Origin of the sequence: Klebsiella quasivariicola (genome assembly GCF_002269255.1) — a bacterium.
GTDB lineage: Bacteria > Pseudomonadota > Gammaproteobacteria > Enterobacterales > Enterobacteriaceae > Klebsiella > Klebsiella quasivariicola.
In genome coordinates this window covers 2,485,028-2,501,957 of sequence record NZ_CP022823.1, presented here as the reverse complement: position 1 = coordinate 2,501,957, position 16,930 = coordinate 2,485,028, and the positions used below count along the sequence as shown (strand labels likewise).

Annotated in this window: 21 protein-coding genes and 3 tRNA genes; 17 read left to right on the top strand and 7 right to left on the bottom strand. The window is 57.3% G+C overall.

Annotated elements, in window-relative coordinates:
- Positions 1 to 3: 3 nt before the first annotated feature.
- Positions 4 to 87, top strand: coding sequence for a small membrane protein YdgU (gene ydgU, locus B8P98_RS32135; protein ID WP_002907795.1), 84 nt, complete (start codon positions 4 to 6; stop codon positions 85 to 87).
- Here the strand turns inward: ydgU and B8P98_RS12475 are convergent.
- Positions 80 to 658, bottom strand: a complete 579-nt coding sequence (locus B8P98_RS12475; RefSeq protein WP_025710855.1) for an LOG family protein — start codon at positions 656 to 658, stop codon at positions 80 to 82. The genes ydgU and B8P98_RS12475 overlap by 8 nt on opposite strands.
- A 254-nt stretch (positions 659 to 912) precedes the next feature.
- Here B8P98_RS12475 and B8P98_RS12470 point away from each other — a divergent pair.
- The 3 genes from B8P98_RS12470 to B8P98_RS12460 all read left to right on the top strand — a co-directional run bounded on the left by B8P98_RS12470 (position 913) and on the right by B8P98_RS12460 (position 1,151).
- Positions 913 to 989 (top strand) — tRNA-Val (locus B8P98_RS12470).
- A gap of 4 nt (positions 990 to 993) precedes the next feature.
- Positions 994 to 1,070, top strand: a tRNA-Val gene (locus B8P98_RS12465).
- Between the two features lie 4 nt (positions 1,071 to 1,074).
- Positions 1,075 to 1,151: transfer RNA gene (locus B8P98_RS12460), tRNA-Val, on the top strand.
- 184 nt (positions 1,152 to 1,335) lie between these two features.
- Here the strand turns inward: B8P98_RS12460 and B8P98_RS31625 are convergent.
- Both B8P98_RS31625 and B8P98_RS12450 read right to left on the bottom strand, forming a co-directional pair.
- On the bottom strand, positions 1,336 to 1,818 hold the full coding sequence (locus B8P98_RS31625; RefSeq protein ID WP_223862108.1) for a hypothetical protein: 483 nt from the start codon (positions 1,816 to 1,818) through the stop codon (positions 1,336 to 1,338).
- A gap of 960 nt (positions 1,819 to 2,778) precedes the next feature.
- The gene (locus tag B8P98_RS12450; RefSeq protein WP_025710856.1) at positions 2,779 to 3,531 is read right to left on the bottom strand and encodes an SDR family oxidoreductase; all 753 of its coding nucleotides are present in this window, start codon (positions 3,529 to 3,531) and stop codon (positions 2,779 to 2,781) included.
- A gap of 98 nt (positions 3,532 to 3,629) precedes the next feature.
- Here B8P98_RS12450 and B8P98_RS12445 point away from each other — a divergent pair, with 98 nt between their 5' ends.
- Positions 3,630 to 4,556: an AraC family transcriptional regulator gene (locus tag B8P98_RS12445; protein WP_025710857.1), complete on the top strand. Its 927-nt coding sequence runs from the start codon at positions 3,630 to 3,632 to the stop codon at positions 4,554 to 4,556.
- On the opposite strand, the gene B8P98_RS12440 is transcribed toward B8P98_RS12445, so the two are convergent.
- Positions 4,553 to 5,437: a LysR substrate-binding domain-containing protein gene (locus tag B8P98_RS12440; RefSeq protein ID WP_025710858.1), complete on the bottom strand. Its 885-nt coding sequence runs from the start codon at positions 5,435 to 5,437 to the stop codon at positions 4,553 to 4,555. The two genes, B8P98_RS12445 and B8P98_RS12440, sit on opposite strands and share 4 nt — an antisense overlap.
- Positions 5,438 to 5,592: 155 nt before the next feature.
- Here B8P98_RS12440 and B8P98_RS12435 point away from each other — a divergent pair, with 155 nt between their 5' ends.
- Both B8P98_RS12435 and B8P98_RS12430 read left to right on the top strand, forming a co-directional pair.
- Positions 5,593 to 6,108 (top strand): DUF4286 family protein, encoded by a 516-nt coding sequence (locus B8P98_RS12435; protein ID WP_025710859.1) that lies wholly within the window; start codon positions 5,593 to 5,595, stop codon positions 6,106 to 6,108.
- Between the two features lie 7 nt (positions 6,109 to 6,115).
- Positions 6,116 to 6,952 (top strand): MBL fold metallo-hydrolase, encoded by an 837-nt coding sequence (locus tag B8P98_RS12430; protein ID WP_025710860.1) that lies wholly within the window; start codon positions 6,116 to 6,118, stop codon positions 6,950 to 6,952.
- A 72-nt stretch (positions 6,953 to 7,024) separates the two neighbouring features.
- On the opposite strand, the gene B8P98_RS30900 is transcribed toward B8P98_RS12430, so the two are convergent.
- The gene (locus tag B8P98_RS30900; protein ID WP_042929032.1) at positions 7,025 to 7,174 is read right to left on the bottom strand and encodes a hypothetical protein; all 150 of its coding nucleotides are present in this window, start codon (positions 7,172 to 7,174) and stop codon (positions 7,025 to 7,027) included.
- Positions 7,175 to 7,573: 399 nt separating this feature from the next.
- Between B8P98_RS30900 and B8P98_RS12425 the strand changes: the two genes are divergently transcribed.
- The 3 genes from B8P98_RS12425 to B8P98_RS12415 all read left to right on the top strand — a co-directional run bounded on the left by B8P98_RS12425 (position 7,574) and on the right by B8P98_RS12415 (position 9,064).
- Positions 7,574 to 8,008: a winged helix-turn-helix domain-containing protein gene (locus B8P98_RS12425; protein ID WP_025710861.1), complete on the top strand. Its 435-nt coding sequence runs from the start codon at positions 7,574 to 7,576 to the stop codon at positions 8,006 to 8,008.
- A gap of 45 nt (positions 8,009 to 8,053) precedes the next feature.
- Complete coding sequence (locus B8P98_RS12420) at positions 8,054 to 8,770, top strand: hypothetical protein (protein ID WP_025710862.1); 717 nt, start codon at positions 8,054 to 8,056, stop codon at positions 8,768 to 8,770.
- Positions 8,771 to 8,854: 84 nt separating this feature from the next.
- A complete protein-coding gene (locus B8P98_RS12415) occupies positions 8,855 to 9,064 on the top strand; it encodes a YdgH/BhsA/McbA-like domain containing protein (RefSeq protein WP_025710863.1) in 210 nt (69 codons plus the stop codon).
- A 288-nt stretch (positions 9,065 to 9,352) separates the two neighbouring features.
- On the opposite strand, the gene B8P98_RS12410 is transcribed toward B8P98_RS12415, so the two are convergent.
- On the bottom strand, positions 9,353 to 9,988 hold the full coding sequence (locus B8P98_RS12410; RefSeq protein WP_025710864.1) for a carbonic anhydrase: 636 nt from the start codon (positions 9,986 to 9,988) through the stop codon (positions 9,353 to 9,355).
- A 248-nt stretch (positions 9,989 to 10,236) separates the two neighbouring features.
- On the opposite strand from B8P98_RS12410, the gene B8P98_RS12405 reads away from it, so the two are divergent.
- Positions 10,237 to 10,866 (top strand): LysE family translocator, encoded by a 630-nt coding sequence (locus B8P98_RS12405; protein ID WP_025710865.1) that lies wholly within the window; start codon positions 10,237 to 10,239, stop codon positions 10,864 to 10,866.
- Positions 10,867 to 10,869: 3 nt separating this feature from the next.
- Here B8P98_RS12405 and B8P98_RS12400 read toward each other — a convergent pair whose 3' ends face one another.
- On the bottom strand, positions 10,870 to 11,640 hold the full coding sequence (locus B8P98_RS12400; RefSeq protein WP_025710866.1) for a DeoR/GlpR family DNA-binding transcription regulator: 771 nt from the start codon (positions 11,638 to 11,640) through the stop codon (positions 10,870 to 10,872).
- Positions 11,641 to 11,731: 91 nt separating this feature from the next.
- On the opposite strand from B8P98_RS12400, the gene B8P98_RS12395 reads away from it, so the two are divergent.
- The 6 genes from B8P98_RS12395 (at position 11,732) to B8P98_RS12370 (ending at position 16,904) form a co-directional block, all read left to right on the top strand.
- The gene (locus B8P98_RS12395; RefSeq protein WP_025710868.1) at positions 11,732 to 12,115 is read left to right on the top strand and encodes a VOC family protein; all 384 of its coding nucleotides are present in this window, start codon (positions 11,732 to 11,734) and stop codon (positions 12,113 to 12,115) included.
- Positions 12,116 to 12,146: 31 nt separating this feature from the next.
- Entirely contained in the window at positions 12,147 to 12,830 is a 684-nt protein-coding gene (locus B8P98_RS12390) for a CatA-like O-acetyltransferase, family 1 (RefSeq protein ID WP_080896756.1), read from the top strand.
- Between the two features lie 266 nt (positions 12,831 to 13,096).
- Positions 13,097 to 14,323 (top strand): SfnB family sulfur acquisition oxidoreductase, encoded by a 1,227-nt coding sequence (locus B8P98_RS12385; protein ID WP_025710870.1) that lies wholly within the window; start codon positions 13,097 to 13,099, stop codon positions 14,321 to 14,323.
- Position 14,324: 1 nt separating this feature from the next.
- Complete coding sequence (locus B8P98_RS12380) at positions 14,325 to 14,999, top strand: methionine ABC transporter permease (RefSeq protein ID WP_025710871.1); 675 nt, start codon at positions 14,325 to 14,327, stop codon at positions 14,997 to 14,999.
- A gap of 32 nt (positions 15,000 to 15,031) precedes the next feature.
- Positions 15,032 to 15,808 carry a MetQ/NlpA family ABC transporter substrate-binding protein gene (locus tag B8P98_RS12375; protein ID WP_025710872.1) on the top strand — a complete coding sequence of 259 codons (777 nt, stop codon included), beginning with the start codon at positions 15,032 to 15,034 and terminating at the stop codon, positions 15,806 to 15,808.
- Between the two features lie 52 nt (positions 15,809 to 15,860).
- Positions 15,861 to 16,904 carry a methionine ABC transporter ATP-binding protein gene (locus B8P98_RS12370; protein WP_025710873.1) on the top strand — a complete coding sequence of 348 codons (1,044 nt, stop codon included), beginning with the start codon at positions 15,861 to 15,863 and terminating at the stop codon, positions 16,902 to 16,904.
- Positions 16,905 to 16,930 lie beyond the last annotated feature (26 nt).

The window sequence follows — 16,930 nt, the reverse complement described above, 5'->3', positions numbered from 1 at the left end:
ATCATGCTGCAACGCTATCGCTTCGAATTGCTGCTGTTATTGCTCATCGTCTGCGCACTGTTTACTCTGCGCTTGATGTTTAAATAGCTGGCTGCTGAACCCATTTACGGGCCGGCGGCGTATAGTCGCGAAAACCGGCGATAATCTCCTCCACCGAGTCTGCAAACGGCAGCATCTCCGCATAGCGCGGATGCATAAACCCTTCCCGCACCATGTTATCGACCATCGCCTGAAGCGGATCGTAATAGCCCTTGATATTCAGGAACGCGCACGGTTTCTCATGGATCCCCAACTGCGCCCAGGTCCACTGTTCGAAAATTTCTTCGAGCGTCCCCGCCCCGCCCGGCAGGGCAATAAAGCCATCCGCCAGCGCCGCCATTTTGGTTTTCCGCTCGTGCATATCCTCGACCACATGTAGCTCCGTCAAACCACGGTGGGCAATTTCCCGCTCCACCAGGCCGCGCGGCATCACGCCTATCACCACGCCACCAGCCTCCAGCGCCGCATCGGCGACCGCCCCCATCAGACCGACTTTGCCACCGCCATAGACAAGCGCCAGCGCCTGCTGCGCCAGTGTACGTCCAACCAGACGGGCGGTTTCGAGATACAGCGGATGTTCGCCAGCTGAAGAACCGCAGAAAATACCAATAGATTTCATCTTCGTTATCACTCCTTCTCTTCTGATGGCCGATAATTTAACACAACGGCAACCCTTCCGCGCTGGATTAGACTGGCTGAAAAATGAGAGCTGTGACGCTCGCTGGCGAAGAAATATCCTTGTGGTTCAGTAAAATATATCCGGAATGGGTAAAAGTTCCGCAATCGCATGCAATGTACAAGAAAAGTGACGTTTACCTCTTGCCACATCCCCTCCCTGCCGTTAATATGCGTCCCCGTTGTCACCACAACATTGCGTTCGTAGCTCAGTTGGTTAGAGCACCACCTTGACATGGTGGGGGTCGTTGGTTCGAGTCCAATCGAACGCACCATAATGCGTTTATAGCTCAGTTGGTTAGAGCACCACCTTGACATGGTGGGGGTCGTTGGTTCGAGTCCAATTAAACGCACCATAATGCGTCTGTAGCTCAGTTGGTTAGAGCACCACCTTGACATGGTGGGGGTCGATGGTTCGAGTCCATTCAGACGCACCAAGCTTTTTTCTCTGTAGTTTCTGAATTTTATCCCCTGCTCCCCGATTGTATTGCTGATTTAAAATGTTGTGTATGGGCAAAGAGCTTTGCTTGCCTCTTCCATACTAGTCCACATTAATGCAGGGGAAGCCAACCCTTTAAATGAGTATCAAAAATCGATTAACAGACCACGCTGTTTAATTTTTTAATGATAATCAGTCCATTCGTCATATATATATGCATATGCAAAACGATATATCAGATACCCCACCAGGAATTCCACAACTGAAAGTAAACCCCAGAGATATTTATATTCATTGACTGAGAAAAAAAGAACCAGCCAGCCAGCGCGATACCTGAAGCACCTAATCCCATACCTGCCCCCTTGATAACACGGGAAAGTATGATGAATAATTTTCGTTTTATATTCATAATCCACCAAACAAGTATTCACATATTTTTTTAAATTCTGCTGAATCTTATCACCGACCATACACGCTGTTTCGAAAGGTTTTACAATATCCTCAACAAGGAAATACAGAAGATCCAGTTCTCCCAGACTTTGCAGTTTATCATGCAGTACCGGATTTCTGCGCTTCAGATATCGGGACGTGTATATTGCTCTGGATGTTTCAGCACCAATGGATAATAATAACCCGGCAAGACTTCCTGCGAAAAAAGCGGACACGCCTCTGGAGGCGCTCCCCCTCTACCTCATCCCAGTCCAGGGTCAGGTGCTGCGGCTTCTGTTCTGCCGCTATATGGGGTAACAGTTGCTAACTCAGCACCGGCAATATCTGCTGATTCAGCAGGCTGTTACTCATCGCTTTACTCCATCTTTTCTGGCGTTAAACTCCATCACAACGTCCTTCATTCATTTACCTCCGCCGTCCCGCCCCCTGGCTGCGCTAACGCACCCGCCTGTTTTCGCGAACGCTACCGCCCATCGCTGTCTCCTAAAGGAACCCTAAGCGCACTGAGCAAGGCAGAACGGTGGCTTTTTTTAACGTCCTGGATAACAGACACTCAGCAATACATGCACATGAAAATCCCGTTTGTCTCCGCGTATTCGCGGAGTACATTCAGTTTGAATTCAGCGGTATTTCGGTTCAGCTCGGAGGTGGCTGCGTAATGTTGAAAAAGACGATAAACAGAATAAAAAAATAAACTGACAATATTTTGTCATGCCAGAGAAGGAAGCCGTCTGGACGCAGGGCGGAAGCGGTGGCTTCGCAAAAACAAGATTCCATACTGAAAACTATCTCTGGCGTAATAAGGCAAGCATGCGGTAAATAAGGGATAGAACCTTGCCACAAGAGAATAAAGAAAGTCCAGCCCCGGTCTGGCCAGACTAACTTTTTAAGATTAACGCCCGAACGACATTGAGAAATTAAATATAAAAGACCTTAGCCATTGATCGTGTAATAATATGGCGGACGAGTCGCACATATCCAGAATAAGCGGCGAAAAACGCACCATGAAATACATGGTAGTCCTGATTTACATCAATAAGCGCCAGCCGACCATTATTTCACATAACCCGCCACTAGTGTCCTGGCGATCCTGACACGGATAATATTCCCCGACCATAAAGCGCAGCGGCAGCTTGCGCATCTACCGCCTGGCAGACAAGAACCGCATATCGCCTTCAGACACGGCGAAGGCTGACCTGCGCCATCGCCAGGGCATCTTCTCCAGCCGGCAGCCGCGAAGGGGCATCAGGATCGTTCACCATTCGCCAGACGGCCTGAGCCACATCAACCGCCTGCGTCACGCTGGCGTTATCCTGCATGCGGTCGAGGATCTGCTGACCGAGCGCCGCATAGCTTTCCGGGAGCTGCCCCATCGTCCGGCGGGCGTTTTCCCCGAACCGGGTCTGCGGGGCGCGTCCCGGCAGGACCAGCCCGACGCGAATATTGAAAGCACGGAGCTCCAGCGCCAGCGACTCCGTGAAGGCATTCACTGCCGCCTTGCTTGCGGTATAGACCGCCAGCAGGGGCATCGGTTGCAGGGTCACCGCCGAGGTAATATTGACAATTGTCCCGCTACGGCGTGCTCTGAATCGGGGAAGTACCGCCTGAGTCAGGGCGATAGTTCCCAGGGTGTTGGTGGCAAACAAGTCTGCTATCGCCTCGCGCGATGCGCCCTCGAGGGCGTTAAGCATCCCCACTCCAGCGTTGTTAACCAGAACATCGATCTCTCCCGCTTCGGCAAGGGCCTCCGCGATACTCTGCGCCGAGGTGACGTCAAGACGCACCAGCCGCAGGCGGTCGCTGGCGGGCAACAGACCTTCCTGCGGGACACGCATGGTGGCGATCACCCGCCAGCCATGTTCGAGAAAATAACGCGCCGTCTCCAGGCCAAAACCCGAGGAACAGCCGGTGATCATAATCGTCTTCATATTTCTGTCTCCCGTTAACGTTTCCATTTCAATCATAGACAGCCTTTCCCGGACGATATAGGGTCAATAGTCCACCATTCATTAGCAGGAGTCCGGGAATGAGCGATCCGCTGGCGGAGATCATCGCGATGTTAAATCTCAGAGCGGTGCTGACCAAAACCATCGAGGGGGCGGGAGAATGGCGAGTGAGGCGTTCGGATGAAGGGATGTCGTTCTACGGCGCCGTGCTGGCCGGGAGTTGTCGGCTGGAAATTGACCAGCATGAGCCGCAGATCCTGCGCGCCGGGGATTTTATTTTGATCCCGGCGGCGTACCGCTTCGCGCTTACCAGTCTGGCCCCGCCCCGATCGCCAGCGCTGGAGACCATCCCGGTGCGGCTGGCGGAGGGACACTTTCGGCTGGGAGCGCTTGACCAGCCGTCACAGATGCAGGCGCTGATTGGCCACTGCGCTTCCGGTTCGACGAACGCCAGCCTGCTGGCCTCGCTGCTGCCAGCCTTTGTAGTGGTCCGCGACCAGCCGCGGCTGGCCACCTTTGTCAGGCTGCTGAAAGAGGAAGCGCAGGCCGATCGCGCGGGCAAATCTTTCGTTCTGGCGCGGATGGTGGAACTGCTTTTCATCGAAGCCATCCGTTCCACCGGAACTCTTGCGACCCCCGGTCTGGTGCGCGGCCTGAGCGACCCGCGGGTCGCCCAGGCAATCCGCCTGCTGCACCAGGACCCCGCCAGACGCTGGACGGTTAACGCTCTGGCCGCCGACTGTGCGCTGTCTCGTTCGACGTTATTTGAACGCTTTATCGAACTGACCGGGGTGACGCCGATGGGGTATCTGTTAGGCTGGCGGATGACGCTGGCCATGCAGTGGCTGAGCGAAACCGGCATCAGTATTGCGGAAATCGCCGAACGCATCGGCTATGGTTCGGCCAGCGCGTTCAGCGTAGCCTTTACTCGTTATACCGGAATTTCGCCGGGCAAATATGCCCGGCAGCGGGCGACGCAACAGGCCACAGATGCAGCCATCACCTAACCTGCTGCAATCTCCGCCAGCAGCCAGCGCTCGAACATCTGCAGCGGCTGCTCCCCCTCCCCGCCGCCGGGTTTAATCAGACAGAAACGCTTGGCCAGCGTCGGGGAGCCGGGCCACGGGGCGACCAGCGTTCCGACACGCAACTCGCTTTCCACGTACATCTTCGGTACCAGGGCCACCCCCTGCTGGCTCAATACCGCGGCTATCGCCATCTCATGCAGATCGTAGCGTGGACCCTGCGCCGGATTATCGAGCGTCAAACCACACTCGCGGGCATAGTGCAGCCAGGCGTCGGGGTTTTGCCGCCGGTGAATGCGCGGCAGCCGGTTAAGCTGCCCCGGGAGATCGTCATCCGTCACCAGCGCAGCATGACAGACCGGCAGCAGATACTCCTCGAACAAAAACGTCACCTCCATCCCAGTCCACGCCGGGTGATCAAAATGGATGGCCGCATCAAATCCGCTGCCCGGCAGGATGAAGGGATCGCTGCGGGCGGCGATATTAACCACGATATGTGGATGCTGCGCCGTAAAGCGCCCGAGCCGGGGAATTAACCAGCGGCTGGCAAAGGTGGGGAGCACAGCGATCTCCAGACTGCGACCCTCGGCGGGCATCCCGCTGACGTCATGGGTGTCCCGCTCCAGTCGGGTGAGGATCTCACGGACCTGGCGGGCATAGCGGGCGCCTGCCGGGTTGAGCCGTACCCGACTCCCTGTTCTGTCGAAGAGTTTGCTGTTGAGGAGCGCTTCCAGACGGGCTATCTGCCGACTGATCGCCCCTTCCGTTAACGCGAGCTCCGCCGCGGCGCGGGCAAAATTGCCGTGGCGGGCGGCGGCCTCAAAAGCCAGTAGCGCAGCGCTGCTGGGGATTTTACGACGCATAACGATGGCTCCTGTACGGCCTCGGCGAAAGTCAGTGACAGAATATCACTGAACCTTGAATTAACATCGTTTTTCAGCGCCAGTTTTAGCCGATAGGATGATGAAAACTCACTAAAGCGCCTTGTAAGCGCAATCATCTGTCCAGCGAGGTCCCAATGCTCTATGTCGTCGAATGCGCCTACACCGACCCACAAAGCGAAACGGCGTGGAATACCTTTTACAATCAGGAAAAACTGCCGGCGCTGGTGTCTGTGCCCGGCTTTTATGCTTCCCAGCGCTTCCGCGCCCTCAGCGAGGGTTGCCCCCGCTATCTGGCGCTGCACGATATCCGCGATGCTGCCGTGATCGACAGCGACGCCTATCGCCGCAACGGAGGGGGCCATTTTGCCCACTGGCAATCGGCGATCACCGACTGGCATCGCCACCTCTATGTTACAGATGGCGACATGCGGGAAGTCCGGCCAGATGAGGTGCTGCTGCTAAGCGATACCGCGCAAACCCTGCCCGTCGCCCCACTGTGGGTCCTGCAGCCCGGCGGCCTGGGGACCCAACACGCCCGGTGTGCTGCCATCCTCCCGCGCGACGACCTGAAACACCTGGCCACGGCAGCCACCGTCTTTGTTTATCAACCCATCACCGCCCGGTTGCGTAACCCGGCGCAGCGAGCTTGAGGTCATGATGATACCAGCCCCTTTTTATACCCTGACGCAAGGCGACCTGACGGTAAGCGCCGTGAGTGATGGTCAGATGGCGGCGCCGCTGACGTTACTCTCGGGGCTTCCCCCTGAAGAAGCGGTGCGCCTGCAGCTGCAGGCGGGGATCGCTTCACCGGAGACCATTGAGATTGGCGCCTATCTGATCCGCGGTCGCGGGCACACGGTGCTGGTGGATACGGGCACCGGTGGGGTCAACGGCGTCGGCGGCGCACTGATCGCCAGCCTGGCGCAGCTGGGCGTGCGCCCTGAAGAAATCGACACCATCCTCCTGACCCACGCCCACCCGGACCATATTGGGGGCCTGCTCACGGCCGCTGGTGCACCAGCGTTTCCCCGTGCCACGGTTTACCTGCCCTGGCGGGAACAGGCTTACTGGCTGGCGGCGTCGACCCTCGCCAATGCCAGCGATCGCGGCCAGCGTAACGTGCTGTTCGTCCGCCGCGTGCTGGCGATCTGCGCAGAACAAATTCGTGAACTTAATGAAGAAACAAGGGTGGCAGGTATCCAGCCATGTGCGCTGCCCGGCCATACCCCCGGGCATACCGGCTATCGACTGGAACTGGGCGATACCTCGCTGCTGATCTGGGGGGATATCGTCCATTTTCCGCCGATTCAGACCGCGCGGCCCGAGGTATCGGTGGCTTTCGACGTCGATCCTGACCAGGCCCGGCAAACCCGCGAGAACGTGCTGCGTCAGGCCGCCAGCGAACAATGGCTGATCGCCGGGATGCATCTTGGCCTGCCTGGTTTTGCCAGGGTGGTGGAGACCCCCTCCGGCTATCTGTTGCGGGCGGTGTAAACGTCGCAGAGGTAAGCCCTGCATGTCCGCAGGGGCAAGCAGGGCTTTATGTAAGGGAGGTTGGACAGGCCGCTAACCGCGGCGCTTCCAGCCCTTTTTACTTTTGCAGCTGGCTTTAGTGGCGACCCATGGGTGACGCAGTTGGGTGAGCTGAAGATCCTGAGAGGCCGGGCTGGCCGACCAGCGTTTGTTACAAAGAGGCTTACGAGTTGCAATGGCCATAAAACGCTCCTGAAAGTAATGAACAGTTCCCTGGGTAATTCCATAAGTTCAGAATCAGCTTAACACCGTATAACGTAAGTTATTTCAATCTTTGTTTTACTATGTAAATGTTCAATACCAGTAGAAAGGCATTAAATTGATCTAGATCAATGTAAGTGCTTTTATTTTTTTCTGCCATCCATATTTTCAACCGCTTACCAGCGCCCGCGTCTTGATTAAGACTTTTCCTATACCACATAATCCAACAGAACACAGCAAGATTATCAGATTTTTATTCTAGTTATGTATGCGTATATGGTTATTTGTTTTGATTATTCTAGCAGATAAAATTAACTTGGTCAGGACGCGCCTGGCAGGTAATCTGCATCGGCAATAAGAGAATTTATCATGGAGTGGTGGATGACTAAAGGCTATAAACTACTTGGCTATAAGTTAGCGGATGATATTTTCTACTGCCTGCATCATCGGGAAATTATCACGCTACGAGGGACCCGAAAACAGATTCAGCTGCGTAGCACCATGGCCTGTTTACTGGAGTACCTGCTGGCGCATGGCAGGGAACGGTTAGTCAGTGACGAAGAGTTAATGATTAACGTCTGGGAAAAAAATAATCTCCGCCCTTCCGCGCAGCGCCTATGGCAAGTCATTCAGACTTTAAAATCCCGTCTGGCCGAGGTGGGGGTGGAAAACGCATTAATTATTCGGGTTAAATGTGAAGGGTATTATATTAATAACGCGTATGTAGCCGAAATTTATTCATTTAAACCACCGGGCATGTTGAATTATATTAACACCGCGCCTGCTGATATGAAGAAACTCCTGGTACGCAGCTAATCCCCTCTCCGGACCCCATACGTCGCATGTAACAGGTATTTCCCGTTGAACATTTTAATTCACAGCAATAATATTTATTTTAATATCGGCCTTGCCCAGTGTATTCGGGATATTCAGCAAACGGCGCCCGAATTAAAAGTTATTCACTCCCTGCCGCTCAGTCATCTACCAGAACTGACCGCGCTGGATGTCATTATTCTGTCGCTGGAAAACTATCATGATTACCAGGCTGCCGCTGAGATCGCCCAGCACTTTCAGGGCCTGGTCATCGGCTTTACGTCAGCCAGTCACGTAAAGCGTGGCCGTGCCTTTTTCGCGGATACCCTCCTGTGGGTCAGTCAGCGCGAAACGGTACGTGAAGTGAGCCGCCTTCTGCACTGCCTGGCCGAGCGTCGCTGGCCCCTTGTGCCGCGTCATCAACGTCAGAGCGTTTCTTCTCGTCAGCGAGCCCCGCTCAACCGCCTGGAAATGCGGATGATAAATGCCACCATGAAGGGTCAGTCGGTGCATCAAATGGCCGCTACGCTGGGGATCAATCGTAAGCGGGTCTATAACGGTCTGGAAAGGATTAAAGTGAATTTCCGTCTGGTCAGTCATAGCCATTTCCATCATTTCATGACCGCCAGGCTCTCTTTTAGCCGCCTGTCCACCGATCTCCGCCCACTGACAACGGCGCCTGCCCCATCCCGCCCGCAGCGTGCGGCCTCACGCTCGCGCGAAAATCATTCATATTATTTGAAAGAGTTTCGCAAATTGTTTTGATTTTAACCTCAAGGCGTCAAGCGTATTCTTTATCACATCAGGGCAACAGGCCCTTTATCAGACACCAAATTAAGGAATACGACCATGAAATTAATCAAAACTTTCGTTGCTGTTGCTGCTCTGTCTCTGTTCTCTGCTGCCAGCTTCGCCCAAAGCGTTAGCGCCACTGCCTCCACACTGGACCGCGCGGAAGCAAAAATTGCCGCCCAGGCCGCAGAACAGGGTGCATCCTATAAAATCACCAGCGCCCAGTTTAACAACCGTGTTCATATGACAGCCGAACTGAGCAAATAATCCCCTTGCCCCTTAGCGCTTGCTAAAGCGCCGTCCCGCACGGCGCTTTAGTATTTCCCCTTCCTGACGTTTCCCAACAGCCCCGAGTGGCATTCGCCCGTATCCGGACGCTACTGACTCTCTTCCAAAAAAAGAGCCTGATGTGAAAAAATACCCGGTTCGCTGGAGAGCATGAAATTGATAGATCTGACTTTGCGGACATGCCGGAAGCCTTCCGCTGTCTGTAAAGGGGCGCCGTGCATGGCGTGGTGGGGGAATGAACAGGGCCTCCCTGCCCTGAGAACGGCTTTATTCGAAAAAGACGTCCGGATTTTCCGACAGCGACACAAAGGATTTCGTGTTTTTATCCAGCGCCTGAATGTCACCGCTTTCAATGTCGTAGAACCAGCCGTGCAGGCGCAGAGTCTGATCGCGCAGACCAACCGCCACCGACGGATGGGTTTTGATGTTGTTCAGCTGGGCGATGACGTTTTCCTGCACCATGCCGTTGACCTTATCGGTTTCGCTGGCCCAGGTTTTCTTTTCCACTACCGCTTTCGCGGCGTCGGCGTAGCGCAGCCAGTGGGAGACCGCCGGCATCGGCTCGAGGCACTGGCAGGTGGCGATGGCTTTCATCGCCCCACAGTTGGAGTGGCCGCAGATCACGATATCCGTCACTCCCAGGGCAACCACGGCATATTCGATGGTCGCTGAAACGCCGCCCGGCTCCGGCCCGAAAGACGGCACGATATTCCCGGCATTACGAATGACAAAGAGCTGTCCCGGCTCCTGCTGGGTAACCAGTTCCGGCACCAGACGGCTGTCAGAACAGGAGATGAAAAGCGCTTTGGGATTCTGGCTGGAGGCCAGGCTGCGGAAGAGCTCTTTACGCTGGGGGAAGATCTCTTTCTGGAAGTTGAGGAAGCCCTCAATGATATGTTGCATAGCAGTGTCTCTTCTCTGTAGTTATTACGGTATGACAAAGATCACAGTTATTCAGTTTACCATTGATGACAAGAATGGGAATCGTTATTCAAACAGTTGCACAGAAAACGCGCGGCGCCGACGCCCGCTCCCCCCTCCTTTTCCACACGGTTTTGACGTGCTTTCCTGAGCCAGTTTGCTACTCTGTCTGCTCGTATCGTTCACCCGTTGCCGACCGCCTGTCTGCGGCGGAAATACCAGGAGTTGCTATGTTCTTATCCAGCCTGATGGCCATTGCCGCGGTGCTGATCATGGGCGTGATCAGTCCTGGCCCAAGCTTTATTTTTGTCGCGCGCAATGCGGTTGCCCGCTCGCGTCTGCACGGTATGGTGACCGCCCTCGGTACCGGCGCCGGCGCTGCCATTTTTTCTATTATGGCGATGCTGGGCCTGCAGAAGGTGCTCACCGCGGTACCGGAACTGTTCATTGGGCTGAAGGTGGCCGGCGGGCTCTATCTGCTGTGGCTTGGCTATAAAATTTTCCGCGGGTCGGCGCAGCCGATGGACTTTTGCGCCAGCGGGATGGCCGGCAATCGTTCGCTGCTGAAGACCTTCCGCGACGGGCTGTATACGCAACTGAGCAATCCCAAAACCGCGCTGGTGTTCGCCTCAATTTTTACCGCCCTGCTGCCAGCGCAGATCCCCACCGCTTTCTATTACATTGTGCCGCTGATGAGCTTTCTGATTGATGTCAGCTGGTATTCGCTGGTGGCGCTGGTGCTGTCTGCTGACCGGCCGCGGCGGGTATACCTGCGGCTGAAACGACGAATCGACATCGCCACCGCGACGGTGCTGGGGGCATTGGGTCTGCGGCTTATCGCCACCTCCCTGACCCGTTAACGGCTACACGGTATGGATGCGGATATCGTGCTGCTGAAAGGCAACACGATATTCGCGGCTGATATTCTCTTCCACCACCAGTACGTCAATATCGCTGCTCGCGGCGACCACAAACCGCGCCACCGCCGGAATTTTATCCGAGGTCAGGCCAACAATAATTTCGCTGCATTGTTTAATAACCGCTTTTTTGAACTCGCAATCGGCGTAGTCAAAGCCGGTCAGGCCCGACTCTGGCGCCATGGCGCAGCCGCCGATAAACCCCTGGTCGAATAACATGCCCTGCACCTGAGCTACGGCAGCAGCCCCGACGCAGCCGCCGCTTGCCCGCTGTACCTGGCCGCCGAGGATCACCACGTCATACAACGGTTTTTTCATCAGTACCGCAGCGATCTCCGGGGAGTTCGTCACCACCGTCAGCGCCAGCTCGGCGGGCAGCGCCTCGGCCATCGCCAGATTAGTGGTGCCGGTATCGATGAAAAGGGTGCCACCGGGCTTCACCAGCCGGGCACACTGCTGTGCGATCCTGAGCTTTGTTGCTCGATTCTTATCTTTCCGCTCACTGTAGTCCCCGGCCTCCGGCAGGCTCAGCACCGCCCCGCCGTACACCTTTTTACACACCCCCTCGCGGCTGAGTTCATGCAGATCGCGCCGGATGGTGTGTTCCGATACCTGAAGCCGCGCGGCCAGCTCCGCGCAAACCACCCTGCCGTTTTCCTGCAGGATCTGGCAAATCAGCGCTTGTCGCTGTTGCGGGAAAGCAGCATAATCGAGCAAACCAAACTCCTTAAATAATCAAAACCGAGCAACAGCAAGCATGATCGTCTGCCCTGCTCTGATTGTCAACGTTCCTGCCCGGAGGTTTACCATGAAAATAGCCCATCTTGCCCTGTGGACCCAACAGCTCGACGTCCAGGCCCGCTTCTGGGTTGAGTTTTTTGCCGCTAGCATCAATGAAAAATACCTCAGCCAGACCAACCCCGGTTTTGCCTCCTATTTTGTTACTATCGACGATGAGGTAGTGATCGAGCTGATGACCAAGCCTGGCCTGCAGCCGGCCAGCGCGGATAACAACCATACCGGCTGGGCGCATCTGGCCCTCTCGGTAGGCGGGGCAGAACAGGTCGATGCCCTCGCTCAACGCGCCGGGGCTGCCGGGATACTGGTTTCGCCGCCGCGCACCACCGGCGACGGCTATTATGAGGCGGTGATCGCCGATCCTGATGGCAACCTGATCGAAATCGTCGCATAGTCAGCAGATCGCCAGCAATAAGGAGGCATCCATGGCTCATTACCGGATTATCGACACCGCGACCTGGCCCCGCCGGGACCATTTCACCTTTTACCGCCAATTTGCTAACCCCAGCTTTAATCTCTGCGTTCCGATAGCGGCGCAGCGCCTCTACGAATGTGCGAAGGAGCGTCGGGTCTCGTTTTTTCAGCTCGCGCTTTATGCCCTGCTGCGCGCGGCCAACGGGGTACCGCAGCTACGCCAGCGTGTGCGCAATGACGAGGTGATTGAATATGACAACCTGGCGGTAATGACACCGGTGATGACCGTTGGGGAGGGATTCCGCCAGGTGTGGTGCGACAACGCCCCCGAGTTCACCGCCTTCAGCGACGCGGCCACGCCGAAGATCGTCGCGGCAAGAGAGACATCCCCGGCACCGCTCATCGTCGATGGTGAGCATTTTATCTGCGCCAGCTGTCTGCCGTGGCTTCACTTCACCTCGATGACCCATGCGGAATATGCCGTCGGCGCGGCGGTGCCCGCGCTTACCTGGGGAAAACTGCAGAATGGCGTGATCCCGGTGGCCGGGCGGTTTAACCATGCCTTCGTCGACGGTCTCCACGCCAGCCGCTTTTTTGCCCTCGTCGGAGAGGGATTTAGCGACCCCGAGCGGCTCTGGCAGCCGCTAACCGCGACCGCCCCCTCACTGCTACCCCCGGCGGCGAAGGGGCGCTGAGGCCTCGCCATACTCACCGCCGGACAGCCCCCTCTGTCCGGCGATCGCTTCTCCAGCTGTTGCCTTTGCAACAGCCAGCGCAAAAGTACGCTGCATTTGCAGCAGTCCGCACCACCAGCAGACCTCTGCAACCCGCTAAATACCGCCATCGCGCCTTCCTTACTCGCTGGCACAGGTTTTGCTTATTCATACATATAACCCCCAGGTATTATGAATTATTTATTTATCTAATTTATGCATAAGCTATCTACTGAATAAGAGAGAAGATGATGTCAGCCAGTTCACCCGCTCTGCCTTACACCCAGTCCACGCCGCAGGCGCATATTATTGCCAGCGATGCGGAAGCCCTTGCCATCGCCCATGAGATCGCCGCCGTGCTTAAACCCGGCGCCGCCGAGCGCGACCGCACGGGTATCGTTCCGGCGGAGATCGTCAACACCTATTCCAACAGCGGACTGTGGGGCATCACGGTACCACGCCGCTTTGGCGGCGCCGAGGTTTCGGCCGCGACTTTGGCGCAGGTTATCGCCATTGTCTCCGCGGCCGATCCGTCGTTAGGCCAGATCCCCCAGAACCACTACTGCCTGCTGGAGGACATTCGTCTGCAGGGCAGCGACGAGCAGCAGGCGTTTTTTTTCGCCCAGGTATTGCAGGGCTATCGCTTCGCCAATGCCCTGTCGGAAACTGGAGGGAAAACGGTGCTCGATATTCGTACCCGTATCGAGGAAGGCGCCGGGGGCCTGCGGATCAATGGCCGTAAAGGCTACTGCACCGGCTCGCTGTACGCCCACTGGATTGGCATTCTGGCGCTGGACGCCGACGAACGCGCCCAGCTCGCTTTCGTGCCGCACGACAGCCCTGGACTGACGGTGGTCAATGACTGGGCGTGCCTCGGTCAGCGCACCACCGCCAGCGGCACCGTACTGGCCGACAATCTTCCGGTTAATCCTTTCCACCTTTTTCCAACCTGGAAGTCTTACGCCAGCCCGACCCTCGCCGGCCCCTTCGCCCAGCTGACCACCGCGGCGATAGACGCCGGTATCGCCCGTGCAGCGCTGGACGATACCGTGGCGTTCGTGCGCGACCGCGCCCGGCCGTGGATCGACGCCGGTGTGGAGCGGGCGAGCGACGATCCGCTGACTATCTACCATATCGGCCAGCTGGACAGCCGTCTTGCCGCCGCCGACGCGCTGCTGGAACGGGCGGGACGGGTGCTCGACCGCTATAAAAATGACCTCAGCGAGGAGCACGTCGCCGAGGCCTCGCTGGCGGTTGCCCGCGCCAAAATCTGGACCACCGAAGTGGCGCTGGAGGCCGCCAGCCGCCTGTTTGAGCTGGGGGGGACGCGCGCTACCGGTGAGTCGCTCAACCTCGACCGTCACTGGCGCAACGCCCGGGTGCATACCCTGCACGACCCGGTTCGCTGGAAGTATCAGCTGCTGGGCAACTGGGTGCTGAACGGTATTCGCCCGCAACGACATGACTGGAACTGATATGACGAGTCTGCTGGCGTTTTTCGCGCAAATCGACTGGAGCGATGTGGCCCAGGCCGCCCTCGACACCCTCACTATGCTGGCCTGGTCGCTGGGCTGGACCGTGCTGATTGGGCTTCCGCTGGGGATTGTGCTCTATCTCACCGGCGAGCCGCGTTTGCTGTATGCCCCGCGCCTTTACCGGCTGCTGTCATTGTGCGTCAACGTGCTGCGATCCCTGCCGTTTATCATTTTACTTATCGTAATGATCCCGGTGACCACGTTGCTAACCGGCACCTCGCTGGGGGTGGCAGGGACCATCCCGCCGCTGGTCGCCGGCTGCGCCCCGTTCTTCGCCCGGCTGGTGGAAACCGCCCTGCGCGAGGTGGAGCACGGCCTGGTGGAAGCCAGCTGGTCGATGGGCGGCAGCACCTGGCAGCTTATCTGGCACACCCTGCTGCCGGAGTCGCGGGCCGGGCTGATCGCCGCCGTAACCGTGACGGCCATTTTGCTGGTCGACTACACCTCGATGGCCGGGGTAATCGGCGGCGGCGGGCTGGGCGATCTGGCCATTCGTTTTGGTTATCAGCGCTTTCAGACTGACGTGATGGTGGTCACCGTCCTGATGCTGATTGCGCTGGTACAGCTTCTGCAAATGAGCGGCGACCGCCTGGTGCGCTACGTCAGCCGCAAATAACTTACTCCTCCAGGTTTCAGGAAATCACGATCATGAAAAAATCCATTATTGCCGCCGGACTGCTGGCCCTCTTCTCCACCGCAGCGCTGGCTAACGAGACGCTGATCGTCGGCGCCACCCCGGTACCGCATGCGGAAATCCTTGAATTTGTGAAGCCGGTGCTGGCAAAGGAAGGCGTCGACTTACAGGTCAAAGTGTTTAACGATTTTATTCAGCCTAACCAGCAGCTGGCGGAGAAACACCTCGACGCCAACTACTACCAGTACCGTCCGTTTCTCGATAACTACAACCAGACCCGCCACACCAACCTTGTGCCGGTGGTCGGGGTGCATATCGAGCCCTTCGGCGCCTACTCCAGCAAATACACGACCCTCGCCGCGGTGCCTGACGGCGCCACGATCGCCATCCCTAACGATCCGGTGAACACCGGCCGCGCGCTGGTGATGTTAAGCAACGCCGGGCTGATTACCCTCAAAGATCCGCACAATCCGCAATCGGCAACCAGGGACATCACCAGCAACCCGCATCACTTTAAGATCCGCGAACTGGAGGGCGCCATGCTGGCGCGGGCGGTGAAGCAGGTCGACCTGGCCTTTATCTTCGCCAACTATGCGCTGGAGGCCGGCATTGATACCGATAAAGCGTTGCTGGTGGAAAAAGGCAGCGATCTGTACGTCGAATATCTGGTGGCGCGCCCGGACAATATTCAGGATCCGGGCATTCAGAAGCTGGCGCAAGCGCTGCATTCGGACGCGGTTCGTCAGTTCATCCTGACGCGTTATCAGGGCAAAATTTTACCTGGATTCTAATCACCGCGGGCAGCGGCGTCAGCCGCTGCCCGGGCTAACGGAGCGTATCATCGTGACGCATATCCCCTCCCCACCGATCCATATTGAGTTTGCCGGTATCAGCAAAGCCTATCCTAACGGCGTGCAGGCGCTGCAGGACATTGACCTGACCATCCGTCAGGGCGAAATTTTCGGCATCATCGGCCGCAGCGGCGCCGGAAAATCCACCCTGCTGCGCCTGTTTAATCGTCTGGAGAATGCCGACAGCGGCGAGATGTTCATCCACGGTGAGTCAACCGTGCGCTACTCCACGCGCCAGCTGCGCGATCTGCGTCGGCGGGTGGCGATGATTTTTCAGCACTTTAACCTGATGGCCACCAAAACCGTGGCGCAGAACATCGCCTTGCCGCTGAAGATGGCTGGCGTCCCGGCCGGCGAACGCCAGCGGCGGGTCACGGAAATGCTTGAGCTGGTGGGCCTCAGCGCGCTGCGCGACAGTTATCCGGCCCGCCTTTCCGGCGGCCAGAAACAGCGGACCGGCATCGCCCGGGCGCTGGTCACGCAGCCGGAAGTTCTGCTGTGCGATGAGGCAACCTCGGCGCTGGATCCGGAAAACACCCTGTCGGTGTTAGCCCTGCTGAAGGAGATTAACCAGCGCCTGGGGCTGACTATTGTGCTAATTACCCACGAAATGGAGGTCATTCGCACCCTCTGCGATCGGGTCAGCGTGCTTGAGGGCGGGCGCATTGTCGAACAGGGGGACGTCTGGCGCGTGTTTGGCAACCCGCAGCACCCGGTGACGCGCGCCATGCTCGGCCAGCAACATCCCGACCGCCCGGAGGCCGGGCCGACGCTGCGCGATGGCGAGCAGATCGTGACCTTGCGTTTTGACGGCAGCAGCGGACGCGAACCCAATCTGCAGCATATCGCCCGCCTGCTGGGGGCCGATGCCCGACTGCTGTACAGCAACTGCGAGCGCATTCAGGGTCGGGTGATCGGCCAGCTGCAGGTGCGGCTGAGCGGGCCGCTGGCCGCCAGCGCGCTGGCGCAGGATGGCTGGGTGGCGGACAGCATTCTGACCCACCGACCTCATCCAGCGGAAACCACTGCGTCTTAGCAAACAGATGGAATTATATTCCCGAT